A 24,131-nucleotide genomic window follows, 5' to 3' on the forward strand; every position below is an offset into this window, starting at 1 on the left:
AGCCAGGTATTTCTCTCGCTCCCGGTCAGCCCGCCACCACGCCGCGACCGGCGGAACCGGGCGTCGGGTTAGCAGTCCATACGCGGGAGTGCTAACTCAATAATTAGCACTCCCCCGGGGAGAGTGCAAGCAGTGGAGGCGTGGAAGTCCGCCGTCGGGCGGCGCTCTTCGCTACGAGCGATCAGGAGCCGGTGCTGCGGGCCGTTTCGCTGCCGGTCATCGCGGCCTTGTTGTCCGCCCCGTAGGTGTAAACCATGTAGGCCGCGGCCGTAACGTCGCCGTTGCTGTCGAAGTTGATCGGCCCGGAGGCGCCGTCGTAGTCGGGTTGTTTGCCGGCGTGGAGGGCGGTGATGCAGTCCTGGTAGGACGCGCAGGCCGTCGCCGCGCCGGATTTGCCGGAATCACCGGCATCCGCCGCTGTCCCGCCGGAGACGCTGACCAGTTTGGCGGCGATCGAGGAGCCGGCGTCGTCTTCGGCAGCGGCTGCGGCGAGGGCCGCGAGGTTGACGGCGTCGTAGGTCTCGGCCGCGAAGGCCATGTCCTTCAGGCCCGGGTCCACGGCCACCAGTCCGGCCTGGAAGTGCGCGGAGGGGAAGGTGCCGGGGAGGATCCCCCGGGCGCCGTCCAGCGCCTTGGCCCCGAGGCCGTCCCCGTACTGGTTGACCGCGCCGTCGCTGAGGATGAGTTTCTTGCCGGCCAGGCCGGCGTTGTTCAGCTCGGCGATTGCCCCCTGCGCGCCGCCGCGGGCCACCAGAACGACGGCGTCCGGGGCGGCCGCTTTGGCAGCCGCGGCCGCCTGCTGGGCGTGGCCCGGCGTGAACTCCGCGTCGACCGAGGTGCCGAGGCCGGCGGCTTTCGCCGCGGCCGCGACGGCCACGGACACCTCCTTGCCGTAGTCGCCTTCCTCGTGAACCACGGCGATGGTCTTGGCGCCGCCGTCCTTGGCGAGCTTGACCAGCACCGAGGCCTGCGCAATGTCAGCAGCAGCGGTCCGGAAGTAGTAGCCGTCGCTCTTGTATTTACTCAGCCCCGGCGCGGTGTTAGCCGGGGAAATCATGGCTACTTTGGCGTGCGCCAGGACGTCGATCGCGGCCGCCGCCCGGCTGGAGTCGGTGGGGCCGATGACGACGTCGGCCTTGGCCGCCACGAGGGTCTTGGCCTGGGCGGCGGTGTCTGTGCCGACCGACGCCGGGAGCAGTTCCACCGGGCGTCCCTTGTGCCCTCCGGCCGCGTTGATCTCCTTGACGGCCAGCTTGGCCGCGGCCAGCTGGGGCGCGTTGAGGAAGTCCTGCTGGCCGGTGTTGTCCAGGATCAGACCGATCCGCAGCGTTCCGTCCCCGCCCGCTTCAACTGCCTCCACCCGTGCATTGCCGCCGGAGCCGGCACAGGAAGTCAGGGCGAGCGCCGTGGCCACTCCAACGGCGGCCACCCGCCCATAGCGGTTGAGCTTCGGCGTGCGGTCAAGGGGGCGGATGGCGGCCGCGGTCGAGGGGAACTCCACTAGGCGGGCCGGACGCTTTCGGCCTGCGGGCCCTTTTCGCCCTCGCCGACTTCAAGTTCCACCCGCTGGCCCTCGTCGAGCGCGCGGTAGCCCTCGCCGGCAATCGCCGACCAGTGCACGAACACGTCCGCTCCGGAGCTGTCCACGGTGATGAAGCCGTAGCCCTTTTCCGCGTTAAACCACTTGACGGTCCCCAATGCCATGTTCTCCACACTTTCAGCTAGCTTGCTTGCGGCCCACCCCAGTGTGCGCCGCAGTCTGCGAAACGAAGTCCGCAGACACTCTACCCACAGCCTCCCACCCGGCCCCCGGCCGGTGCCCAGGTGCCGTGCGAATAGTTATTCAGGCGTAACCGAAACGGAACGCCGGTGGCCCTACTTGAAGCCGGGCCCCAGGACCACAACCAGCGGGAGCTGGAAATCAGCGGAATCCACCAGCGTGCTGATTCCCAGGAGGGAGCCCAGTTCCTCGGCACCGGCCTTCTGTGCCGCGCCGTTGTAGAACACCACGGAGGTCTGCTGCGGCGCGCCGCTCCAGTTGCCCACCTGGCCGGGCGTCCACCCGGCGGCGGTCACGGTGGAGGCGACCCTGCCGGCGAGTCCGGCTGTTGCGGTGCCGTTGTAGATGGTCACCGGTTGAGTCTTGTCCACGGTGGCGCTCGGTGTGGCCGACGCAGCCGGCGTGGAGGCCGCCGGTGAGGGTGTTGCGGTCGGTTTGCTGCTGGCCGACGGCTTGGCCCCGGCGCTGGGTGCCTGCGATGCGGCGGCGTTGCTGCCGGCCTGGTCCGCGGACAGCGAGCCCGTACCGGGTCCGAAGCCCAGCTTGGGCAGCAGGAGGAAAGCGACCAGGCCGATGGCCAGGGCGGCCACCCCGACGGCCAGGATCGGAATCAGGCGGCGGGCGGAAGGGGTGGAGACGGTACGGTGGACACCCTGCCGGGCGGAGGCCTCCGGGATCCGGTCAAATTCGTCCCGAGCATATTTGGTCATGGTAAAACGACGTCCTTGCTGATTTCTGGCTGATGGCCCGACGCCGGAAACCGCGCGGCTTTCCGCGCTTCCGGACCGGCCTTACGCGGTTTTTACGCGTCTGAGCCTAAACGGCGTGCCGTGCGGGCACGTTGTCGTGACGTACGTAGTCTACGCAATCTCTTGACCAGCATCGGATCGTGGGCCAAGGCCGCTTCGGTATCGATCAGGGCGTTGAGGATCTGGTAGTAGTGCGTGGCGGAGAGATCGAAGAGTTCCCGGACGGCCTGTTCCTTGGCCCCGGCATACTTCCACCACTGCCGCTCCAGCGCCAGCATTTGCTGGTCCCGGCTGCTCAGGGGCGAGTCTTCGGAGACCGCCGTCCGCACCGCGTCGGCATCCTCCGCCGGCAGGTACTCGCGTGCTGCTTCGGCCACTGCGCACTCCTAGTTCGTCGGGGATGGGGTTGTTGGGGCTGGGCGTCTTCGGGGACGGCACTCCCCCTATGTTACGGCCGAATAACAGGCTTGTCATTCAACGGGCGGGAGGGTCCCAACGGCGCCTTCGGCCGCCCTGCAAGAATGGGGTGGTGCCTGATTCGTTTCCTCCCGACACCCTTTTCGACGTTGAGCCCGCAGGCGGCCAGGCCGCGGACTTTGCCGCCCTCGCCGGCCTGCCGCTGGCCGGCCTGATGGCGACGGACTGGGCCGAGGCGCTGCGCCCCGTCGAGCCGGAGCTCCGGTCTGTCCTGGATTTCCTTGCCACCGAGGCCGCAAGCGGCCATGAGGTGCTGCCGGCGCCGTCGAACGTCCTGCGGGCCTTCCGGCAGCCGCTGGCAGGGGTGCGGGTGCTGATCGTCGGCCAGGATCCCTATCCGACGCCCGGGCACGCGGTGGGGTTGTCGTTCGCCGTGGACGGCGCCACCCGGCCCGTCCCGCGCAGCCTGGCCAACATCTACAAAGAGCTCGACGCCGACCTGGGGCTGCCGCCGCGGGTCCACGGCGACCTCGGCCGCTGGTCCGACCAAGGTGTGCTGCTGCTGAACAGGGTGCTGAGCGTGCGGGCCGGAGCGGCGGGATCGCACCGCAACAAGGGCTGGGAGGCGGTCACGACCGCCGCGATCCGCGCCTTGGTGGACCGGACCGGTACCGACGGCGGCCCGGTTCCCCTGGTGGCGATCCTCTGGGGCAAGGACGCCGAAGGGGTGCGGCCGCTGCTGGGGTCCGCCGCGGTGATCGCCAGCGCCCACCCGAGCCCGCTGTCGGCCTCGCGCGGGTTCTTCGGTTCCCGGCCGTTCAGCCGTGCCAATGAGCTGCTCGCGGGCCAGGGTGGCGGCGCCGTGGACTGGGAGCTCCCGCCGCTGCCTTGAAAGGTTTGTGGCTAGGCTTAGCTGCATGACCAGCGTCCCCGCCGCCACGAGCGCCAACCGGAACTCCCGGCCCCAGACCAACCTCACCGTCCTGCGCCGCGAGCAGCTCTCCCCGCACATGGTCCGGATTGTGGCCGGCGGTCCCGGTTTCGCCGGCTACGTCAACAACGGGTACGTGGACCGGTATGTGAAAATTGCGTTCCCGCAGCCCGGGGTCTCCTACCCGCAGCCGCTGGATCTCTGGGCGGTCCGGGAATCCCATCCCCGCGAGCAGTGGCCGTACACCCGGACGTACACGGTCCGCTGGGTGGACACCGCGGCCGCCGAGCTCGCCATCGACTTTGTGGTCCACGGCGACGAAGGGCTCGCGGGCCCCTGGGCCGCGTCGGCCCGGCCCGGGGATGAGCTTGTCTTCACCGGTCCCGGCGGCGGATACAACCCCGATCCGACGGCCGACTGGCACCTCTTCGCCGGCGACGAGTCGGCGTTGCCCGCGATCAGCGCGGCCATCGAGTCCCTTCCGCGCGATGCCCGCGGCCTGGCCTTCCTCGAGGTGGACGACGACGCCGACGTCCTCACTCTCGAGGCGCCCGCCGGCGTGGAGCTCCACTGGCTCAGGCGCCGCGGCGTTCCGGCCGGGAACAGCAGCGTGCTGGTGGAGGCCGTGCGCGGCGCCCGGTGGCCGGAAGGCCGCGTCCACGTGTTCGCCCACGGGGAGCGCGGCTCCATGAAGGGGCTGCGCGAGGTGTTCTTCACAGAACGCGGCCTGGAACGCGGGCAGGTCTCGCTCTCCGGCTACTGGGCCAGCGGGCGGGTGGAAGACGACTTCCAGGCCGAGAAGAAACTGCCGATCGGCAAGATCTAGCCCCGGCCCCCGCCTAGCGGCGCCGGGCCCGGCGCCGCTCGTTGCTGGCCAGGCTCCGGGTCAGGGGCCGGGCCAGCGTGTCGCCGAGCACAATGCCGGCCGCGACGCCCAGGACGATGGCCCCGGCGTTCAGCATCCCCACGGCACCGGTCAGGATGGCCGATTCCTCGATCGTCAGTACATACATGGACCGGAATATAGTCAGTCCGGGCAGCAGGATAAGGGCCGCCGGAACGGCTACCACCAGCTGCGGGGCACCCATCCGGAGCGCCACCACCCGGGCGAGGAGCCCGATCACGACAGCCGCCAGGGCCGGGGAGAACCGGGGGCCGATGCCGGCAGCCGTGCCGCCGATGAGGGCCAGGTGGCCGATGACACCGACCGCGGCCGTCGGCAGCAGCAGCTTCAGGGACGTCTGTTCGGTGACGCCGATAGCGACGACGGCGATCGCCACCAGAAGGACCAGCACCCATAACGGATACCTCGACGGGAATGTTTCGGTGACGTCGATGGACCGCATCCCGGTCATGGCACCTACCACAAAGCCCACCGCGATGCCGGAGACCAGGGCGCCGAACGTGAGCATGGTGGAGAGGAACCGGCCGGCCGCCGTGACGGGGAAGCCGTTGATCGCATCCTGCACCGATGAGACGAGCCGGCCCGTGGGGAGCAGCAGCAGGATCCCGCCGACCACCACGATGGCGGGGGCGATCTGGATCCCGACGGGGCTGCCGAACCGCCACAGCAGCAGCGCGACGAGCGTGACGACAAAGGAACACGCCGCCGTAACGAAGAAGTCCGGGGTGCGCCACCGGCCCAGTTGCCGGGCGAGCAGGCTGACCAGGAGGTTGGAGAGGAAGGCGACGGCCGAGGCAGCGAGCCCGCCTCCGAGCACACCCACAAAGACGGCGGAGAACACGCCGAACGCCACGGTGACCATCCAGCGCGGGAAGGGTTTCGAGCTGTGGGTGATCTCTTCGAGCCGGCGCACGGCCTCCTCACGTCCCACACCCCCGGCCACGATGTCCGTGACCAGCTGGTGGACTTCGGCCAGGCCGGCGTAGTTGTTGGTCCACGAGCGCACCACCCGCAGCAGGGTGATGGGGGTCTGGTCCTTCGGGGCGTAGTTGATGGCCACCGACTGGTTGGTGATGTCCACCTCGATGTTCTTCAGCCCCAGCGCCGCGGTGATGGCGATGATACTGGTCTCCACTTCCAGGGCGCCGGCACCGTAACGGAACATGGATTCGGCGAGTTTGAGGGCGAAGTCAATGGTTTTCCGGGCGGAGGCATCGACGCCGCCCACCTGGATCATCGGGTTGGCGTACGGGCTGCCGGCGAGCCGGTCCACGATACTCAGCGGCGCGGTGGGCGGGTTTTCACCCTGGACCAGCCGGCGGAGCATACGTTTGGCCGCGGCGTTTTGCCGCACCTGCAGGGGCGACATCGGCTCGGTCTTGGGCAGGCCGTCGGTCTGCGGCCCGCGGCGGCCGTCGGGGGTTTTTGTCATTCCGGCCTCCTCACTTCACCCTGGGGCGGTCTAGTAGAACTGCTGGCCCGTGCGCCGGGTGTACAACTGGCGGGCGACGCGCTCCCCCGCCGCCATCCACGCCTTGTATTTCAGCGGGCTCAGCACCTGGTCGTAGCAGCCGACGAAATCGGTGACGGTCTTGCTGAAGCTGGTCTTGAACAGGCCCAGGCCGTGGAAGGGGTTGGAGGTGTCCTTCAGCTTGTCGCTGGGCGGTGTGCCGCAGAAGTCATATTCCGTGCAGCCGAGTTCCTTGAGCTGGTTGATGGCCGTCCACTGGACCAGGTGCGAGTCGCCGTACTGGCTCCTTTTCTGCAGGGACCCGCCGTCCTTGTAAGTGCCCTTGCGGCCGTAATTGATCACAAAGGCGCCCACGGAGGGGACACCGTTTTCGTAGACGAAGAGCAGGCGGCCCTGGCCGCGGGCCAGGAAGTTGGTCCAGAACTGCCGGTAGTAGTCGTACTCCCGGACGCGGACCTGGGACTTGGCCTCGACCGTGTTGGTCATCAGCGCGTACATGGCCTGGAAGTTCTCCTCCGTGGGCTCGACGTTGTGGACCTCGACGCCCTCGCGGATGGCCCGGCGGACGGCGTTGCGGCCGCGGGAGTGCAGGTTGCGGAGCAGCTGGTTTTCCTGCGGCGCGATGTCCAGCAGCGCCGTGGAGTCGTTGGGCTGCAGGTTGTGGGTCTTGACCAGCCCCGCGCCCTCGATGACCCGGCGGGCGTCGTCGGAGAGGACGATGTCCGGCTCGATCTTGATGGCAAAAACTCCGAGCCGGGCACGCTTGACGAACTCGGCGTTGGCCGCCGCGATGCCCGGGATGTCCTCCACCGAGGCCACATCCGGGCCCTTGATCAGGTACCAGAGTTTGCCGAGGACCGGAAAGGACTTCTCGAGGACCAGGTTGTAGCTGGTGTAATCCGCCGTCTCATAGACCAGGTGAAGCGGTTTCCAGCCGAAGTGCTGTTTGACCTCTGCGAAGGCTTCGGATTGAAGCAGATTCCCGCCGTTGGGGTTCGCGGTGACGTGTGCGTCCCAGTTGGCGACCTCTTCGGCGGAGGCAAAGCGGGCAGTGAATTCACGCAAGGGTGCGGTATCCAATCTTCGCGGAACGAGCTTCGGCGGCATGGCTGGCATGCAGATTCAAGTCTATCGGGAGGCGGGCACCGTCCCGGTCCCGCGACGCTGACGGCGGCGCCGTCGGGCGGCACGGTCCGGTCTAGGCTGGAGGTATGTACGCGCACCCTGAACCGTCCGCCGTCGGCCAGCACGCCACCGAAGGCACGGTGCAGGACGCGCGCCCCGGTGCCCAGTGGCTGGCCTTGCTACTGTTCCTGGGCGCGTCGGCCCTCGTCGCAGCGCTCGGCGGGCTTGCGACGGCCGGCAACGTCAACGGCTGGTACGCGGACGCGGACAAGGCGCCGTGGTCCCCGCCGAACTGGCTTTTTGGCCCCGTCTGGACCATCCTCTACATCGCCATGGCCGTGGCCGCCTGGCTGGTCTGGCGCACGCGGGCCCGGGCCGGCAGGGCCGCGCTCAGGGTCTACGCTGTGCAACTCGTACTGAACCTGCTGTGGACGCCGGTGTTCTTCGGCCTGTACCCGGCCCTGGGCACACCCGCCCTCTGGGTCAGCTTCGGCATCATCGCGGCGCTGGCCGTGATGGTGGCCATCACGGTGCTGCGCTTTGGCCCGATCAGCCGCACGGCAGGGCTGTTGCTGCTGCCGTACCTCTCCTGGGTGGTGTTCGCCTCATCGCTGAATCTGTGGGCGGCCCTGCACAACTAGGCCGGCTCTGCACAACTAGGGAATCAGCATTCGACGACGTTGACGGCGAGGCCGCCCATCGCGGTTTCCTTGTATTTGGAGGACATATCCTTGCCGGTTTCGCGCATGGTGATGATGACTTCGTCGAGGGAGACACGGTGAGTGCCGTCGCCCCAGAGGGCCATTTTGGCGGCGTTGATGGCTTTGGCCGCGGCAATGGCGTTGCGTTCGATGCAGGGGATCTGGACGAGGCCGCCGATCGGGTCGCAGGTCAGGCCGAGGTTGTGTTCCATCGCGATTTCCGCGGCGTTCTCGACCTGGGCCGGGGTTCCGCCCATGACTTCGGCGAGGCCGGCGGCGGCCATCGAGGACGCGGAGCCGACTTCGCCCTGGCAGCCGACCTCGGCACCGGAGATCGAGGCTTGTTCCTTGTAGAGCACGCCGACGGCGCCCGCGGCCAGGAGGAACTTCACGATCGTCTCGTCGCGGTCGGCCTGGGTGGCCTGATCCATGCCGGGGGCGAAGTGCAGGGCGTAGTAGAGCACCGCGGGAATGATACCGGCGGCCCCGTTGGTTGGCGCGGTGACGACGCGCCCGCCGGAGGCGTTTTCCTCGTTGACGGCCAGGGCGATGAGGTTCACCCATTCCTGCCAGTATTTCGGGTCGCGGTAGTCGGGGTCCTGGCCGGGGGTTTCCTTCAGGAGGCGTTCGTGCCAGTCAGGGGCCCGACGTCGGACGTTCAGCCCGCCGGGGAGCAGCCCCTCGCGTTTGAGGGAGGTCTCCACGCAGCCTTCCATCACGGCATAGATGTGCAGGAGCCCGGCGCGGATCTCCTCGGCGGTCCGGGCCTCTTCCTCGTTGACGCGCATCACGTCGCTGATGCCCAGTCCGGTGGCCTGGCAATGGGCCAGCAGTTCCGCGGCGGTCCGGAACGGCAGCGGCAGTTCCTTCTTGGAGGCGTCGAGTTCTTTCAGGGCCGCGTCCTCCTCGCCTTCGCGGACGATGAAGCCGCCGCCGACGGAGAAGAAAGTCGCCTGATGCAGGACGGTGCCGTCGGCGTCGGAGACCGTGAAGGTCATCCCGTTCGTGTGCCGCGGAAGGACGGTCAGGGGGCGCAGGACCATGTCCTTCACCCCGTAGGGCAGCACAACGGTGCCGGCCAGTCGCAGGGTCCCGGTTTCGGCGATCGCGGCGAGCCGGTCCTCGACTTCCTCGGGGAGGATCAGTTCCGGGTGGTAGCCCTCCAGTCCGAGCAGGATTGCCGTCATGGTTCCGTGGCCGTGTCCGGTCGCGGCCAGGGACCCGTAGAGATCCACGCGCAGGGATGCCACGGCATCGAGGTCCCCCGAGGCCTTGAGTTCTTCGGCAAACACCGCGGCCGCGCGCATCGGCCCCACCGTGTGGGAGCTCGACGGGCCGATCCCAATGGAGAAGAGATCAAAGACGCCTACAGCCATGGCCGGGTTTCCTAACTGGGGATAAAAAGTGGAGTGGTGTGAAAAGGGGTGCCCTTGGAGGGGATGCCCCGGAGGGCGGAATGCCACCGGTGGGCCGGCGGCCCGGGGCCGATCCGGAAAGATCGGCCCCGGGGTGATATCAGCCTAGCTTGGCAACCGACGGGTAGAGCGGGTGCGCGGCGGCGAGCGACTCCACCCGGCTGCGGAGCCCGCTGAGGTCCGCTCCGGCGTCGGCGGTCAGCGCCTCGGCGATGATGTCCGCGACCTCGGCGAACGCGGCTTCGCCGAAGCCGCGGGTCGCCAGGGCCGGCGTGCCGATCCGCAGCCCGGAGGTCACCATCGGCGGGCGCGGATCGAACGGCACGGCGTTGCGGTTGACCGTGATGTCGATCGCGGCGAGCCGGTCCTCGGCCTCCTGACCGTTGAGCTCGCAGTCGCGCAGGTCCACCAGGACCAGGTGCACGTCGGTCCCGCCGGACACCACGTTGATGCCCTTGGCGGTGACATCCGGCTGGACCAGGCGCTCGGCGAGGAGCCGGGCGCCGGCGAGGACGCGTTCCTGGCGTTCCTTGAACTCCTCGGACGCGGCGATCTTGAACGCCACAGCCTTGCCCGCGATGACGTGCTCAAGCGGGCCGCCCTGCTGGCCGGGGAACACCGCGGAGTTGATCTTCTTGGCGATGTCGGCGTCGTTGCTCAGGATGATCCCGCCGCGCGGACCGGCGAGGGTCTTGTGCGTGGTGGAGGTGGTGACGTGGGCGTGCGGGACCGGAGAGGGGTGCAGTCCGGCCGCSACCAGCCCSGCAAWGTGCGCCATGTCCACCATCAGGTACGCGCCCACCGAATCGGCGATCCGGCGGAATTCCGCGAAGTCCAGCTGCCGGGCGTACGCGGACCAGCCGGCCACGATCAGCTGCGGCTTGTGCTCCTGGGCCAGGCGCTCCACCTCGGCCATGTCGATCCGGTGGTCGTCCTCCCGTACCTGGTACGGGATCACGTTGTAGAGCCGGCCGGAGAAGTTGATCTTCATGCCGTGCGTCAGGTGCCCGCCGTGGGCCAGGTTCAGGCCCATGATCGTGTCACCGGGACGGATCAGGGCGTGCATCACGGATGCGTTGGCCTGCGCGCCGGAGTGCGGCTGGACGTTCGCGAATTCGGCACCGAACAGGGCCTTGACCCGGTCGATCGCCAGCTGTTCGATGACGTCGACGTGCTCGCAGCCGCCGTAGTAGCGCTTGCCCGGGTAGCCCTCGGCGTACTTGTTGGTCAGCACCGATCCCTGCGCCTGCATAACGGCGGCCGCGGTGTGGTTCTCCGAGGCGATCATTTCGAGGCCGTCGCGCTGGCGGGTGAGTTCGGCATCGATCGTCGCCGCGATCTCCGGGTCCAGGGCGGACAGGTCCGCGTCCAGCGACGGCGAGACGACCTGCTCGAACGCTACGGTGCCGGCCATCGCGGAGGCGCCGCTCACAGCTCGCCGCCGTTCTTGGATGCGTACTCCTGTGCGGACAGCAGCGGGCCTTCGGACTCCACGGCTACCTTGAACAGCCAGCCCGCACCGTACGGATCACTGTTCATCAGCGCGGGATCAGCGACGACGGCGTCGTTGATCTCGAGCACTTCGCCCGTGACGGGTGCGTACAGGTCGGACACGGACTTGGTCGACTCGACCTCGCCGCAGGTCTCGCCGGCGGTCACCGCGGAACCAACCTCGGGCAGGTCAACGTAGACGATGTCGCCGAGGGCGTCAGTGGCGACGGCGGAGATGCCGATGGACACGGTGTTCGATCCCGCGTCCCGGGCAACCCACTCGTGCTCGTCGGAGTACTGCAGTTCAGGGGCAACTTTTGCCATGGTTTTTTCCTTTGCGTTTGAAAGTCATGGGCCACGTTAGCTGTGGCCGGGTGGGGTGGCGGGGGAGGCGATTCCTCCGCATGCTCGCTCGTTCCTCGCTTAGACGCATGCTTCCGGAATCCCCTCCCCCGCCGCTATCCAGTTCCGTTTTCGGGGCCAACAGTTCTCCGGAAAGAACCAGTGGCCGTTCGTGTAGCACCTTGGAGTTCCAATGCACCCCCAATGGCGCTTGGAACGGAAGGGCGGCTGACCTTGAGGGGCTGGCTGGCCGCGGTTTTCGAAAGCGTGCGTCTAAGCGAGGGACGAGCGAGCACGCGTGAAAACCGGGGCCTGCCGGTCCCGGACTCGGGAACCGCTGCGGCCGGACGGTCCCGGAGCCAGCCACGGCTCCGGGACTGGAGGGCTACTTCTGGCGCTTGTAGAACGGCAGTGCGACAACTTCGAACGGCTCGGCCTTGCCCCGGAGGTCGACGTCCAGGGCCGTGCCGGGCTCGGCCAGCTCGACGTCGACGTAGGCCATGGCCACCGGGTAGCCGAGGGTCGGCGAGGGCTGGCCCGAGGTCACTTCACCGACGACGGCGCCGTCCTTGAGGACCGGGTAGTGGCCGCGGCCGGCCCGGCGGCCCAGGCCCTTGAGCCCGACGAGCTTACGCCCGGTGGTGGACCCGGCGCCGGCTTCCTTCAATGCCGCCAGGGCTGCTTTGCCCACGAAGTCGCCTTCCTTGGAGAGCGCGACGACGGGTCCCAGGCCAGCGGAGTAAGGGTTGCCCTCGCGGGAAAGCTCGTTGCCGTAGAGCGGCATGCCGGCCTCCAGGCGCAGCGAGTCGCGGCATGCGAGCCCCGCCGGTGTCAACTCGCCGTCTTCGGCGATGGCGAGCAGCGCCTGCCAGAGGGCGGCGGCGTCGTCGTTCGGGACATAGATCTCGAAGCCGTCCTCGCCGGTGTACCCGGTGCGGGCCAGCAGCAGCTCCTGGCTCGTGCCGGCGACCATAAAGGGGACCTCGACGGCGGCGTAGTACTTCAGCTCCGTGACGAGCCCGTGCTGGGCGGCCGGGACCAGGCGGAGCAGGATTGCTTCGGCTTTGGGGCCCTGGACCGCGATGAGGGAGGTCTCGGCGGAGACGTCCTCCACCGTGACGTTGAAGTTGGCAGCCCGTTCGGCGAGCGCGGCGGCGACCACCTTGGCGTTGCCGGCGTTCGGGACGACGAGGAACTTCTCGTCGCCGCGGCGGTACGTGATGAGGTCATCGATGATGCCGCCGTCTTCCTGGCAGATCAGCGAGTATTTGGCCTTGCCCACGGCCATGGCGGAGAGTTTGCCGGCGAGGGCGTAGTCGAGGAACGCGGCGGCGTCCGGGCCGGTGACCCAGACTTCGCCCATGTGGGAGAGGTCGAACAGGCCCGCTGCGTTGCGGACGGCGTGGTGCTCGGCCAGTTCGGAGGTGTACTTCAGCGGCATCTGCCAGCCGCCGAAATCGGTGAAGGACGCGCCGGCCTTCTTGTGCTCTTCGTACAGAGCCGTGTAGTTCTCAGTCATCGGTGGCTGTCCTTAGTTGGCGGAGTCGGAGGTGGCGGAGTGGTCTGCGGTGTCCTCTTCGAAGGCTTCGAGGGGAGGGCAGGAGCAGATGAGGTTACGGTCGCCGGCAGCGCCGTCGATCCGGCCGACCGGCGGGAAGTACTTGTCCTGGCGGAGGGTGTGGACCGGGAACACGGCCTGCTCGCGCGGGTAGGCCCGGTCCCAGTCGGTGGACACGGCGGCCGCGGCGGTGTGCGGTGCGTTGCGCAGCGGGCTGTGCTCGACGGTGAATTCGCCGTGGGCCACCTGGTCGATTTCCTTGCGGATGGTGATCATGGCGGTGATGAACCGGTCGATCTCGCCGAGGTCCTCGGATTCGGTGGGCTCCACCATCAGGGTGCCGGCCACCGGGAACGCCAGGGTCGGGGCGTGGAAGCCGTAGTCGATCAGGCGCTTGGCGACGTCCTCGGCGGTCACGCCGGTCTTGGCCGTGAGTTCGCGCAGGTCCAGGATGCACTCGTGCGCCACCAGGCCGCCCTCACCGGTGTAGAGCACCGGGAAGAACTCGTTGAGCCGGGTCGCGATGTAGTTCGCGGCGAGCAGGGCGGACTTGGTGGCCTCGGTCAGGCCGGCCCCGCCCATGAGCTTCACGTAGGCCCAGGAGATCGGCAGCACGCCGGCCGAACCGTAGCGGGATGCGGAGATCGGGGTGCCGTCGGCGCCGTTGGCCGGGTCCGCGGCGTTGCCCGGCATAAAGGGTGCCAGGTGGGCCTTGGCTGCGACCGGGCCGACGCCGGGTCCGCCGCCTCCGTGCGGGATGCAGAAGGTCTTGTGCAGGTTCAGGTGCGAGACGTCGCCGCCGAACTGGCCAGGCTGGGCGAGGCCGACCAGGGCGTTCAGGTTGGCGCCGTCGATGTAGACCTGGCCGCCGGCTGCGTGGATGGCGTCGCAGACCTCGCGGACGTCGGCGTCGTAGACCCCGTGCGTGGAGGGGTAGGTGATCATGATGCAGGACAGCGCGTCGCGGTGCTGTTCGATCTTGGCGGTCAGGTCGGCGTGGTCGATCGTGCCGTCGGAGGCCGTGGCCACCACAACGACCTTCATGCCGGCCAGGACAGCGGACGCGGCGTTGGTGCCGTGCGCCGAGGCGGGGATCAGGCAGACGGTTCGCTGGGCGTCGCCGCGGGAGAGGTGGTAGCCGCGGATCGCGAGGAGCCCTGCGAGTTCGCCCTGGGACCCGGCGTTGGGCTGGATGGAGACCTGGTCGTAGCCGGTGATCTCGGTCAGCTGCGCCTCGAGGTCTTCGATCAGTTCGCGCCAGCCGGCGGTCTGGGACTCCGGGGCGAACGGGTGGATGGAGGCGAACTCGGGCCAGGAGATGGCTTCCATTTCGGCGGTCGCGTTCAGCTTCATGGTGCATGAGCCCAGCGGGATCATGGTGCGGTCCAGGGCCAGGTCACGGTCCGAGAGGCGCCGGATGTAGCGCAGCAGCTGGGTTTCGGAGCGGTGGGTGTTGAACACCGGGTGCTGCAGGTAGTCCGAGGTCCGTTCGACGGCGGAGTCCAGGGCGAAGCCGGTGGCCGCGGCGTCCTCGGCGACAGTGGCACCGAAGGCGGCGACGACGTCGGCGACGATTGCCGGCGTCGTGGCTTCATCAGCGGAGATACCGACGGTGTCGGCGTCGATGGCGCGCAGGTTGATGCCCTTGGCGTCGGCGGCGGCGATGATTCCGGCGGCGTTGCCCGGCACGGACACGGTGACGGTGTCGAAGAAGGAGGTGTGCAGCACGTCCAGGCCGGCAGCCTGGAGCGAGGCGGCGATGGTCTTGGCGTGGCCGTGGGTGGTCTCGGCGATGGCCTTGAGCCCGTCGGGGCCGTGGTAGACGGCGTAGAAGGACGCGACGATGGCCAGCAGCGCCTGGGCGGTGCAGATGTTGGACGTGGCCTTCTCGCGGCGGATGTGCTGCTCGCGGGTCTGCAGCGCCAGCCGGTAGGCGGGGATGCCGGCGTTGTCCTTGGAGACGCCAACCAGGCGGCCGGGCATGGAGCGCTCCAGGCCCTTCTGGACGGCCATGTAAGCCGCGTGCGGGCCGCCGAAGAACAGCGGCACACCGAGGCGCTGCGCGGAGCCGACGGCGATGTCGGCCCCCTGCTCGCCGGGAGGGGTGATCAGGGTCAGGGACAGCAGGTCCGCGGCCACGGTGACGAGGGCGCCGCGTTCCTTGGCCTCGGCAATGACGGCGGTGTGGTCGAAGACGCGGCCGGAGACGCCCGGCTGCTGCAGCACGACGCCGTTGATAACGCCCTTGGGCAGGCCCTTGGACAGATCGGCGACCTCAACTTCGAAGCCGAGGGCCTCGGCGCGGCCCTTGACGATCGCGATGGTCTGCGGGAGGCAGTCGGCGTCGAGGACGGTCTTGCCGTCGTGGGCGGCCTTGTTCTTGTTGGCCCGGCGCATCATCAGGACGGCTTCGGCAACGGCGGTGGCTTCGTCCAGGAGCGAGGCGTTGGCGATCGGCAGGCCCACGAGGTCCTGGACCATGGTCTGGAAGTTCAGCAGCGCCTCGAGCCGGCCCTGGGAGATTTCCGGCTGGTAGGGCGTGTAGGCGGTGTACCAGGCCGGGGCTTCGAGGATGTTCCGGCGGATGACGGCCGGGGTGACGGTGTCGAAGTAGCCCTGGCCGATCATCTGGACGGCGGTCTTGTTCTTCGAGGCCAGCGTGCGCAGCTCGGCGAGGACTTCCACTTCGCTGAGCGCTACGCCCAGCGCCAGGTCAGAATCCTGCCGGATGTCCTTCGGTACGGCGGTGTCCACAAGGTCGTTGACGGTGTCGTAGCCGACTGCCTTGAGCATGGCGGCGACGTCGGCCTGGCGGCGGGCGCCAATATGCCGGTCAACGAAGGACGTGGAGGCTGAGGTAACAGTCACTAGGAACTCCATAACTAAGGCGGCGCACGGTACGCCACATTGATTCGGGTTCCTCCCCGCTCTGTATTGGACCTGAGAGTTTCCGCGCAGCCGCTATGCGGGGCTCCGCTTGCACCGTCGGTGAGCACGTCGCGTCAGATAACGCACGTGCTACTTTCCAGAGTTGCCTTGCCGCGGCGGTACATGGGCCTGAGAGATTCCTGGGGAGGATTTGCTCCTACGGCGCCTGCTTGTACCTACTTGCAGAACTCTCCCGCCGCAGATCAAAGGCATATTCAATTGCTCGTGACCATAGTCACAGACTTATTGTCCTACGCCGGGGGCAAGGTCCGCAAACCAGTGACGCCGGAGCCGCGACATATACGGCCCCGCCCGTCAGCCGCGCAGCCGTTCGACGGCGGCCAGCAGGCTTTCGACGTCGCCCGCCATTTCCGTCGGCGCCCCGCCCGGTCCCCGGGCGAGCATCGCATTGAAGTACAGCCCGTCCCCCAGATAGAGAACGGGCTTGGCCATCGCGGGGCCGACGTCCGCCGCGAGGAGGGCCAGCCAGCTCGCCTGCACGCCTGCCATCCGTTGCAGGGTCTCGGCGTGTGCCACTTCGGCCAGCCGGGTGGCGGCCACAAAGACCCGGTCCAGTGGGGTGTCGGCCCACACCGAGGACTTGATGAAGTACGCGGCGGCCCCTTCGGGCGCAGCGGCCATGGCGGCGAGGTCGTCGGCGAGGAGCCGGTCCAGGCGCTCCAGCAGCACCGTGATCATGGCGTCCTTGGTGGGGAAATGGTACAGCAGACCGCCCTTGGAGACGCCGGCCAGCCTGGCTACCGCGTCGAGGGTGGCGGCCCGCTCCCCCTCGGTGATGAGCAGGGACTCGAAGGCGTCGAGGACGGCTTCACGGGCGACGGGTTTTCTGGCCATGGCTCCCATCATGCCCGGCGCACCGCCAATTTCTTAACTGTACCGTCCAGACGGTACAGTTATTCGATGACCGTCTCCTACCGCCCGTCGACCTCCGGTACCACCCGCGGCACCACCTCCGCTCCGCGCCCGGCGTGGCGCGACTGGCTGGCCCTGGCCCTGCTGATGTTTCCGGTGCTGCTCGTTGCCGTGGATAACACCGCCCTCACGTTCGCGCTGCCGGCGATCGCGCGCAGCCTGGACGCCTCCGGAGTGGAACTGCTGTGGATCGTCGACACATACCCCCTGGTCCTGGCCGGCCTGCTGGTCGCGATGGGTAGCCTGGGCGACCGGATTGGCCGCCGGCGGCTGCTGTTCATCGGCAGCGCCGGTTTCGCGGCAGTCTCCGCGGTGACAGCCTTCGCGCCCGCCGCTGAGTGGCTGATCGCAGGGCGGGCGGGGCTCGGCTTCTTCGGCGCCATGCTGATGCCGTCCACGCTGTCCCTGATCCGCAACATCTTCCCCGAACCCAACCGCCGGCGGCTGGCCGTGGCGGTCTGGGCCGCGGGGTTCTCCGGTGGCGCCGCGTTGGGGCCCATCTTCGGAGGGTGGCTCGTGGAACACCTCTGGTGGGGAGCGGTCCTGCTGGTCGCGGTGCCCATCATCCTGCCCCTGCTGGTCCTCGGCCCTGCCCTGATCCCGGAATCCCGGGACCCGAACCCCGGCCGGGTGGATCTGCCGAGCATCGCCTTGTCCATGCTCGCCATGGCCCCGGCGGTCTACGGCATCAAAATCCTGGCCACCGAGGGCATGGCAGCGGGACCGCTCGCCGCCCTTGGCGCCGGCCTGCTGATGGGTTACGCCTTCGTCCGCCGCCAGCGCCGGCTGGCAGCGGACGAGTCCGGCACTCCCCTGCTGGATCTGAGCCTCTTCGGCAACCCCGTGTTCAGCACCGCCATTACGGCCAACGTGCTGGCGCTGTTTTCCTACAACGGTTTTATCCTGTTCCTCGCCCAGCACCTGCAACTGCTGGAGGGGCAGTCGCCGTCCGAGTCCGGGATGGCCATGATCCCCGCACTGGTCGCCACTGTGGTGGCCGGGTTGCTGGTGGTGCCCCTGGTCCGCAAAGTCCGACCCGGCTTTGTGGTGGCCGGCGGCCTGGTCCTGAGCGCCACCGGCTACGGCCTGGTGGCCCTCGGCGACCACAGCGCCGGTCCCGGCATCCTGCTGGCGGCCCTGCTGGTGCTCTGCCTGGGCGTCGGAGCCGCCGAAACCATTTCCAACGACCTGATCCTGGGGTCCGTGCCGGCGGCCAAATCGGGAGCCGCGGCCGCCATTTCCGAGACCGGCTACGAGGTTGGCTCACTGCTCGGCACGGCCGTCCTTGGCTCCATCCTGACGGCGTCGTACCAGCACAACCTGCGGCTGCCGGCCGGCACTGCGGGGACGGCGCCGGCGGAGGCCACCGCGCGGGCCGGCGAAACCCTGGCGGGGGCTACGGAGCTGGCCCAGACCCTCCCCGGACCCGCGGCCGAGGCCGTGATGGCTGCCGCGCGGGCGGCGTTCGACTCCGGCGTCCACGTCACGGCCGCCATCGCCCTGGCACTGATGGCCGGCACGGCAGTGCTGGCCGCCGTCGTGCTCCGGAGGGTGCCGACGGCGGGCTAGCGGCCGCCGCCGTGCGCCCGGCGTTAAACGCCAGCGTCCGACGCCGGGAAACCCGGCGTCGGACGCTGCATGGGCGTAGGGCCCGAACTACTTCTTGGAGTCGGGGGTGGTGACGCTGGCGGTGGCGCGCATCGTCTCGGCGTTCACCATCCAGGCGTACTGCTCGAACTTGGCAATGAACTCGTGCAGCAGGTCCGCGGTGGTGGGGTCTTCCTCGTCGACCTCGTCGTGGACCTTGCGCATGGTGCCAACGGCGGCCTCGAGCGCGGCAACGATCTTGTCGATGGCGTCCTTGGTGTTGATCAGGCCGGTGGGGAATTCGGCGAGCGCGGTGGTCTTGGACACCGTGGAGCTGCGGCCGTCCGGGAGGGCATGGAGGGCGCGCATACGCTCGGCGAGGTCGTCAGCGAAGCCGCGGGCGGCCTCAATGATTTCATCCAGCTGCAGGTGAAGGTCGCGGAAGTTCGTCCCCACGATGTTCCAGTGGGCCTGTTTGCCCTGGACGTGGAGTTCGATGAGGTCCACGAGGACGGCCTGCAGGTTGCTCGTCAGGGTCGGTGTTGCTTTCATGCATCCTCCTTGATTGGAACGGCTGGTACGGCGTTATGCCTCAGACGCTACTCCAGGGAGGAGAGGGCTTTCGATGGTTCCGGCGGAATTTCACGATTAGCTTACTAAGTGTGCTTACTAAGCTGGCGGAAGGTCCTAGACTGCCTGGTTGGGCATGGGGCCCTGCGGGAAGAGTGCCCGGGTGATACCGCCGGCCGTGGCCTCGGACAGTTGTGCCAGGTAGTCGTTCCGGCGGCGCGGGGTGATGCGGGACTGGGGTTCGTAGCCCTGGTCCGGGTCATCGGCGTAGTGGGCCGTGAGGCCGTCACGCATCAGCCGGATTGCCTCGGCACGCTGCTGCGACACGGCAGCGTGCGTCGAGCCGAGTTCAGCGGCCAGGTCCTTGACGGTCCGGTCCCCGAAGTAGATTTCCTCCACTACGTAGCGCATCCGCTCCGGCAGGGATTTTACGGCGGCCCGGAGGTACTGGAGCCGTTCGTCCGCGAGGACGGAGCTTTCCGGGGACAGGGTCTCGGCGGCGAGTGTGTCGACGACGGCGTCGTCCAGCGGGGTGAGGGTGCGTGAGGCGTCCGCGAGTGCCGCCTCAACGACACTCTGCTGGACGCCAAGGGCGGACGCGATCTCGTCCACCGACGGGGTGCGGCCGAGGGCTGCGGCCAGGGTTTCCTGGACGGACATGGTCTCTTTGATCCGCCGGCGTGCGGACCGTGTGGCCCAGTCGCTGGCGCGCATTTCATCGGCGAAGGCGCCGAGGATGCGGCGTCGCGCGAAGGCGCCGAAAGGTACGCCCAGGTCAGGGTCGAAGGAGTCGGCCGACGTAATGAGGGCTACAGCCCCGGCCGACGCCAGGTCATCGCGCGAGAGGTGGGACGCCTTCGAGCACAAATCAGAGACGAGATAGCCAACCAGCGGAAGGTGCTGGGTAACCATCTCGTTGCGTTCCACGCGATTCAATAGTGTGTCCCCCCATGAGACGGATCAGGAGTTTTAAAACCCTGAGCGCCGCACCCGCAAACGGTCCCGTGCTCCCCCCATGGGAGACGGTGTTCGAAGCTCGGGCGCAGCACCCAGAACGAAACCTATCACCTGATCTGGAATCTGCGTGTACCCTCAGGGAAAAGCTTGGCGGAAAATGCGGAAAGCCGTAATTTGGCCGGGATGACAGGGGAATGGGGCCCATGGGTGCAGCGGATCTTTCGGCGGCGCTGTGGCAGGAGCGGCGGCAGCTGGAACTGCTCCTGTTCCGCCTGGAAACGCAGCGCCTGCACGTAGCGGCCGGCAACATCCACTGGATCGCGTTTACGGCGTCGGAAGTGGAGTCGGTCTTGGACCGGATGCGCTTCGAGGCCCTGGCCCGAAATGTCGAATCCGCGGCCGTGGCCGCTGAATGGGGCCTCCCGGCGCAAGCGACACTGCCTGAATTGATTGCCGCAGCACCTCACGGCTCGTGGCCCACGGTCCTGCAGGAACACCTCGACGGCCTGCGCAGTCTGCTCGTCCGGCTTGCCGGGGCAACCCGCGTCAACGAGGACCTGATCCAGGGCCTGCAGCCACCCCCGGCTGCCGCCGATCCTGCGGAGGCCCTTGAACAGTTGACGGTGGCCGGAAACATCGAGCGTGCCCTGGCCATCACGCGCCGCGCCACGCTGCCGCTGATGGTGCAGTACCTGGGCGACGACGCGAACTCGCACTGACGGCAGGGCTGCTGCGGCCCGGAGGTCCAGCCGCGCAGCCGGTGCCGTCAGGCGGCCAGGTTCACTCCGCGGAGGCGGCAGGTGCCTGCGGCAGCAGCCCGCGCAGGGCGTCCTCGGTGCCGGCGTCGGCCTCCGCACCCGCTTCGGCGGCCGCGAGGTTCGCGGCGGCGATGGCCTCGATGACTTCCCGGCGCTGGATGGGGACGCCGCGGGGTGCTTCGATGCCGATGCGGACGCCGTCGCCGCGGCCTTCCAGAACAGTGATGACGATGCCGTCGCCGATCATGATCTGTTCGCCCGGCTTGCGTGTTAGTACCAGCATTCTCTCAATCTACCCTTCGTGGCCGGGGGCTGCGGCCCACGGCGCAGGCACGGGCGCCGGCTGGCCGTCGATCCAGCCCACGGGCAGGCCCAGCGCATCGACGCTTTCGGGCGAACCGGTATCCGCGGCGCCCACGACGGCCACGGCCGTCACCTCAAGGCGGGCGCGCAGCAGGCTGACCCAGCGGGCCGTGTCCTCGTGCTTGCGGCCGGCATCCACCACGACCCAGAGCTGGTCCGGGGACAGCGCCGAGATCGCCTGCAGCCGCGCCAGGGTGTTGCGGGCCGTACCCAGGCCGAAGGCGGTGATCACCGTCTGTTCGGTCTCCACGGCATGGGCGCGGGCCGCCGTCGCGCTTTGGCGTCCGTCCAGGTGCAGGTGCCCGTAGGCGCTCAGCTGCCCCGCGGTGCGGACGTCGGCGCCGCCGGCCGCGATGGACATGGCCAGGGCCGTGTCCAGGGCGTCGTCGCCGAGTCCCACCAGCACCACCAGGTCACCGGTTCCGTTCAAGAGGGCCGGTACCGTTGCCCGGACCGGCATGGCGGGCCGCCCGGGCGACGCCGGAGCCTCCTGCCGCGGCGCCGGAACCGGAGGTTCGCTGTCGATGGCCACAGGGGTAACCCGCGGTACGGGATCGGGCTGGGCCGCTGCCGGCGGCCGGAGTCCCGAGCCGAGCTGGTCCAGCAGTTCGGCGAAGCCCGGCGACTCGGTGGAGACCCCGGGGGCTCCGCTCCGGTGCAGGGTCAGTTCGGCGGCGTCCGCCTCGGCCAGCAGGGCCGCGATGGCGTCGCCCTGCAGGGCGTGGCCAGGGGCGGCGACCCGAAGGCCGGCCGGAGCTTCCGGGGCCGGCCGGGCGTCGCGGGGTGCCCGAGGGCCGGCCGGCATGGCCGCGGGCTTCGCGGCGGGCCGGGCGTCAACCGGCCGGGCATCGGGCCGGGCGTCAGCCGGCCGTGCAGCAGTCTGCGCGGACTCGCCGTCGGCCAGGATGATGTCCGCCTCCGGCACCACCTCGCCGGTCACGACGTCGTGCTTGGGCTGGACCTCAACGATCGCCTCGAAGCGGTTGGCGGCGAAGAGCCCGGCGATGCCGGGGCTGATCACGCGTTCGGCGGAGACGATCCGGGCTGCGGGGCCGTACTGGGCCTCGGCCTTGCTGCGGATTTCCTCCAGCGAGGCTCCCTTAAGCCGATAGCGGTTCGGCATGGCGCACGACTCCTACAGTTTCGATCCGGACGTTGGCGGAAGTGACTTCCCGGTAGGACAGCACCGGGACGGACCCGGGCTGGGCACCGATGAGCCGGTGGATGGCCGGGCGCAGCGCCGGGGCGCAGACCAGGACGGCCTGCCTGTTCGCGGCGGCGGCGGACTCCACGGCGTTGTGGACGGAGCGGAGCACGGCGTCGAGCCTGTCCTGGCCCATCACGATCTGGCTGCCGCCCTCGGCAGGACGCATGTCCTCCAGCATGGACTGTTCCAGGACGGGGTCGATCATGATCACGTTCAGCACCGGGCCCTCCATGAACTTCGCGGTCAGGGCGGGGCCGAGGGCCTGGCGTGCGGCCTCCACGAGCGACTCCGGGTCCGTGGAGATCTTGGCCCGGAGGGTCAGGGCCTCGTAGATGCGGGCGAGGTCGTTGATGGGGACCTGTTCATCGAGCAGGCCCTGGAGCACCCGCTGCAGTTCGGCCAGGGACAGCAGTGCCGGGGTGAGTTCGTCGACGGCGGACGGGCTCTGCTTGCGGACACCCTCGGTCAGGACACGGACGTCCTCGCGGGAGAGCAGCCGGGCGGCGTGGCTGGTGACAATGGAGGACAGGTGCGTGACCAGCACGGAGACGCGGTCGATCACGGTGGCCCCCGTCATCTCGGCGTTGTGCCGCATCTCGGCCGGAATCCATTTCCCGGCGAGCCCAAAGACCGGCTCGATCATCGCCACCCCCGGCAGCGAATCCAGCGAATCGCCGAGGGCGAGCATCTGCCCTCCGGGGGCGGTGCCGCGGCCGGCCTCCACACCCGCGATCCGGATGGTGTAGGTGGCCGGCGGCAGGTCCACGCTGTCCCGGGTGCGGACCGGCGGGATGACCAGGCCCAGTTCCATGGCGATCTTGTGCCGCAGCGAACGGACCCGGGCCAGCAGGTCATCGGACGCGCCGGAGACCATGTCCACGAGGTCCGGGGCCAGCAGGATCTCCACGGGGTGGACCCGCATGTCCTCGAGCAGCTTCTCGTTGGGGTCCTGTTCCGGGGAGCTCAGGGCGGCGGCCTCGGCGTCGCGGGCCTTCTCGGCCTGCTGCTGGCTGGCCGCTGTCCGGCGCGAGGCGATGATCAGTCCCGCGCCGACCAGGACGAACGGGATGGGCGGCATCCCGGGGATGAGCGCCATGGCGATCGCGGCCACGCCGGCGATCAGCAGGGCGTTGGGTGATTGCAGCAGCTGCGTGGAGGCGGTCCGCCCCATGTCCGCTTCGGCGTTGGAGCGGGTCACGATCATGCCGGTCGAGACGGCCATCAGCAGGGCCGGGATCTGGGTGACCAGGCCGTCGCCCATGGTCAGCAGGCCGTAGGTGCTCAGCGCGTCGCCGATCTCCTGGCCGCGCTGCAGCATGCCGATGGCGATGCCGCCGACAAAGTTGATGATGATAATGATGATGCCGGCAATGGCGTCACCCTTGACGAACTTGGAGGCGCCGTCCATCGCGCCGTAGAAGTCGGCTTCGGCCGAGACCTCGGCCCGCCGCTCCCGGGCCTGCGTGTCGGTGATCAGGCCGCCGTTGAGGTCGGCGTCGATCGCCATCTGCTTGCCCGGCATGGCATCCAGGGTGAAGCGCGCCCCCACTTCGGCGACGCGCTCGGCGCCCTTGGTGACCACCACGAACTGGATGACCACCAAGATGAGGAAGACGACGGCGCCGATGATCATCGACCCGCCCACCGTCACTTTGCCGAAAGCCTCAATGACCTGGCCGGCGTAGCCGTTGCCTAGGACCAGGCGGGTGGAGGCGACGTTCAGGCCCAGCCGGAACAGTGTGGCCACCAGCAGCAGCGACGGGAATACGGAAAAGTCCAGCGGCTTCTTCACGAACATGCTGGTCAGCAGCACCAGCAGCGCCAGCAGGATGTTGCAGACGATCAGGAAGTCCAGCAGCGGCGCGGGCACGGGAACCACCAGCAGCAGCACAATGCCGACGATGCCGATAGGCACCGCAAGCCGGGCGAGCCTGTTGTTCATAA

At 68.7% G+C, this 24,131-nt stretch carries 22 protein-coding genes and 2 riboswitches; of the genes, 5 read left to right on the forward strand and 17 right to left on the reverse strand.

The features are described from left to right. Positions 1 to 181: 181 nt before the first annotated feature. From AC1DHY_RS11085 to AC1DHY_RS11100, 4 genes are all read right to left on the reverse strand, one after another. Positions 182 to 1,429 carry an ABC transporter substrate-binding protein gene (locus tag AC1DHY_RS11085; protein ID WP_476879097.1) on the reverse strand — a complete coding sequence of 416 codons (1,248 nt, stop codon included), beginning with the start codon at positions 1,427 to 1,429 and terminating at the stop codon, positions 182 to 184. A 71-nt stretch (positions 1,430 to 1,500) separates the two neighbouring features. After that, on the reverse strand, positions 1,501 to 1,704 hold the full coding sequence (locus AC1DHY_RS11090) for a cold-shock protein (protein WP_476879090.1): 204 nt from the start codon (positions 1,702 to 1,704) through the stop codon (positions 1,501 to 1,503). 171 nt (positions 1,705 to 1,875) lie between these two features. Continuing rightward, complete coding sequence (locus AC1DHY_RS11095) at positions 1,876 to 2,490, reverse strand: LytR C-terminal domain-containing protein (RefSeq protein ID WP_476879089.1); 615 nt, start codon at positions 2,488 to 2,490, stop codon at positions 1,876 to 1,878. A 92-nt stretch (positions 2,491 to 2,582) separates the two neighbouring features. Beyond that, positions 2,583 to 2,906, reverse strand: a complete 324-nt coding sequence (locus AC1DHY_RS11100) for a DUF3263 domain-containing protein (RefSeq protein ID WP_476879088.1) — start codon at positions 2,904 to 2,906, stop codon at positions 2,583 to 2,585. A gap of 152 nt (positions 2,907 to 3,058) precedes the next feature. Here AC1DHY_RS11100 and AC1DHY_RS11105 point away from each other — a divergent pair, with 152 nt between their 5' ends. Both AC1DHY_RS11105 and AC1DHY_RS11110 read left to right on the forward strand, forming a co-directional pair. Beyond that, the gene (locus tag AC1DHY_RS11105; protein ID WP_476879087.1) at positions 3,059 to 3,838 is read left to right on the forward strand and encodes a uracil-DNA glycosylase; all 780 of its coding nucleotides are present in this window, start codon (positions 3,059 to 3,061) and stop codon (positions 3,836 to 3,838) included. A gap of 25 nt (positions 3,839 to 3,863) precedes the next feature. Next, the gene (locus tag AC1DHY_RS11110) at positions 3,864 to 4,703 is read left to right on the forward strand and encodes a siderophore-interacting protein (RefSeq protein ID WP_476879086.1); all 840 of its coding nucleotides are present in this window, start codon (positions 3,864 to 3,866) and stop codon (positions 4,701 to 4,703) included. Positions 4,704 to 4,716: 13 nt separating this feature from the next. Here the strand turns inward: AC1DHY_RS11110 and AC1DHY_RS11115 are convergent, their stop codons facing one another. Both AC1DHY_RS11115 and AC1DHY_RS11120 read right to left on the reverse strand, forming a co-directional pair. Then, the gene (locus AC1DHY_RS11115) at positions 4,717 to 6,213 is read right to left on the reverse strand and encodes a threonine/serine exporter family protein (protein WP_476879085.1); all 1,497 of its coding nucleotides are present in this window, start codon (positions 6,211 to 6,213) and stop codon (positions 4,717 to 4,719) included. Between the two features lie 30 nt (positions 6,214 to 6,243). Then, entirely contained in the window at positions 6,244 to 7,368 is a 1,125-nt protein-coding gene (locus AC1DHY_RS11120) for a lipid II:glycine glycyltransferase FemX (protein ID WP_476903620.1), read from the reverse strand. Between the two features lie 95 nt (positions 7,369 to 7,463). On the opposite strand from AC1DHY_RS11120, the gene AC1DHY_RS11125 reads away from it, so the two are divergent. Beyond that, positions 7,464 to 8,018, forward strand: a complete 555-nt coding sequence (locus AC1DHY_RS11125) for a TspO/MBR family protein (protein ID WP_476903621.1) — start codon at positions 7,464 to 7,466, stop codon at positions 8,016 to 8,018. Between the two features lie 23 nt (positions 8,019 to 8,041). On the opposite strand, the gene AC1DHY_RS11130 is transcribed toward AC1DHY_RS11125, so the two are convergent. The 6 genes from AC1DHY_RS11130 to AC1DHY_RS11155 form a co-directional block, all read right to left on the reverse strand. Continuing rightward, the gene (locus AC1DHY_RS11130; protein ID WP_476880455.1) at positions 8,042 to 9,454 is read right to left on the reverse strand and encodes an L-serine ammonia-lyase; all 1,413 of its coding nucleotides are present in this window, start codon (positions 9,452 to 9,454) and stop codon (positions 8,042 to 8,044) included. A 139-nt stretch (positions 9,455 to 9,593) separates the two neighbouring features. Continuing rightward, complete coding sequence (gene glyA / locus AC1DHY_RS11135) at positions 9,594 to 10,907, reverse strand: serine hydroxymethyltransferase (RefSeq protein ID WP_476903638.1); 1,314 nt, start codon at positions 10,905 to 10,907, stop codon at positions 9,594 to 9,596. Between the two features lie 14 nt (positions 10,908 to 10,921). Beyond that, on the reverse strand, positions 10,922 to 11,308 hold the full coding sequence (gcvH, locus tag AC1DHY_RS11140; RefSeq protein ID WP_476903622.1) for a glycine cleavage system protein GcvH: 387 nt from the start codon (positions 11,306 to 11,308) through the stop codon (positions 10,922 to 10,924). 403 nt (positions 11,309 to 11,711) lie between these two features. Beyond that, positions 11,712 to 12,845, reverse strand: coding sequence for a glycine cleavage system aminomethyltransferase GcvT (gcvT, locus tag AC1DHY_RS11145; RefSeq protein ID WP_476903623.1), 1,134 nt, complete (start codon positions 12,843 to 12,845; stop codon positions 11,712 to 11,714). 12 nt (positions 12,846 to 12,857) lie between these two features. Next, positions 12,858 to 15,764 carry an aminomethyl-transferring glycine dehydrogenase gene (gene gcvP / locus AC1DHY_RS11150; protein ID WP_476879920.1) on the reverse strand — a complete coding sequence of 969 codons (2,907 nt, stop codon included), beginning with the start codon at positions 15,762 to 15,764 and terminating at the stop codon, positions 12,858 to 12,860. A gap of 39 nt (positions 15,765 to 15,803) precedes the next feature. Further along, positions 15,804 to 15,918, reverse strand: a riboswitch (glycine riboswitch). Position 15,919: 1 nt separating this feature from the next. Beyond that, positions 15,920 to 16,018: riboswitch (glycine riboswitch) on the reverse strand. A 109-nt stretch (positions 16,019 to 16,127) separates the two neighbouring features. Beyond that, positions 16,128 to 16,667, reverse strand: coding sequence for a TetR/AcrR family transcriptional regulator (locus AC1DHY_RS11155; protein ID WP_476879919.1), 540 nt, complete (start codon positions 16,665 to 16,667; stop codon positions 16,128 to 16,130). 66 nt (positions 16,668 to 16,733) lie between these two features. On the opposite strand from AC1DHY_RS11155, the gene AC1DHY_RS11160 reads away from it, so the two are divergent. Continuing rightward, positions 16,734 to 18,314, forward strand: coding sequence for an MFS transporter (locus tag AC1DHY_RS11160; RefSeq protein ID WP_476879918.1), 1,581 nt, complete (start codon positions 16,734 to 16,736; stop codon positions 18,312 to 18,314). Between the two features lie 87 nt (positions 18,315 to 18,401). Here AC1DHY_RS11160 and AC1DHY_RS11165 read toward each other — a convergent pair whose 3' ends face one another. Then, positions 18,402 to 18,884: a Dps family protein gene (locus tag AC1DHY_RS11165; protein ID WP_476879917.1), complete on the reverse strand. Its 483-nt coding sequence runs from the start codon at positions 18,882 to 18,884 to the stop codon at positions 18,402 to 18,404. A 135-nt stretch (positions 18,885 to 19,019) separates the two neighbouring features. Continuing rightward, positions 19,020 to 19,838 (reverse strand): sigma-70 family RNA polymerase sigma factor, encoded by an 819-nt coding sequence (locus AC1DHY_RS11170; protein WP_476879916.1) that lies wholly within the window; start codon positions 19,836 to 19,838, stop codon positions 19,020 to 19,022. 224 nt (positions 19,839 to 20,062) lie between these two features. Here AC1DHY_RS11170 and flgN point away from each other — a divergent pair, with 224 nt between their 5' ends. Then, positions 20,063 to 20,578, forward strand: coding sequence for a flagellar export chaperone FlgN (gene flgN / locus AC1DHY_RS11175; protein WP_476879565.1), 516 nt, complete (start codon positions 20,063 to 20,065; stop codon positions 20,576 to 20,578). Positions 20,579 to 20,639: 61 nt separating this feature from the next. Here the strand turns inward: flgN and AC1DHY_RS11180 are convergent, their stop codons facing one another. Genes AC1DHY_RS11180 through AC1DHY_RS11190 form a run of 3 tightly spaced genes read right to left on the reverse strand, consistent with a single transcriptional unit; the run spans position 20,640 to position 24,129 of the window. Next, a complete protein-coding gene (locus AC1DHY_RS11180; RefSeq protein WP_476879564.1) occupies positions 20,640 to 20,900 on the reverse strand; it encodes a carbon storage regulator in 261 nt (86 codons plus the stop codon). Positions 20,901 to 20,909: 9 nt separating this feature from the next. Then, on the reverse strand, positions 20,910 to 22,103 hold the full coding sequence (locus AC1DHY_RS11185) for a hypothetical protein (RefSeq protein ID WP_476879563.1): 1,194 nt from the start codon (positions 22,101 to 22,103) through the stop codon (positions 20,910 to 20,912). Beyond that, positions 22,081 to 24,129 carry a flagellar biosynthesis protein FlhA gene (locus AC1DHY_RS11190; protein ID WP_476879562.1) on the reverse strand — a complete coding sequence of 683 codons (2,049 nt, stop codon included), beginning with the start codon at positions 24,127 to 24,129 and terminating at the stop codon, positions 22,081 to 22,083. The genes AC1DHY_RS11185 and AC1DHY_RS11190 overlap by 23 nt, the downstream gene beginning before the upstream one ends. Positions 24,130 to 24,131: the final 2 nt, after the last annotated feature.

It is taken from the genome of Arthrobacter sp. 05L44, assembly GCF_056397605.1.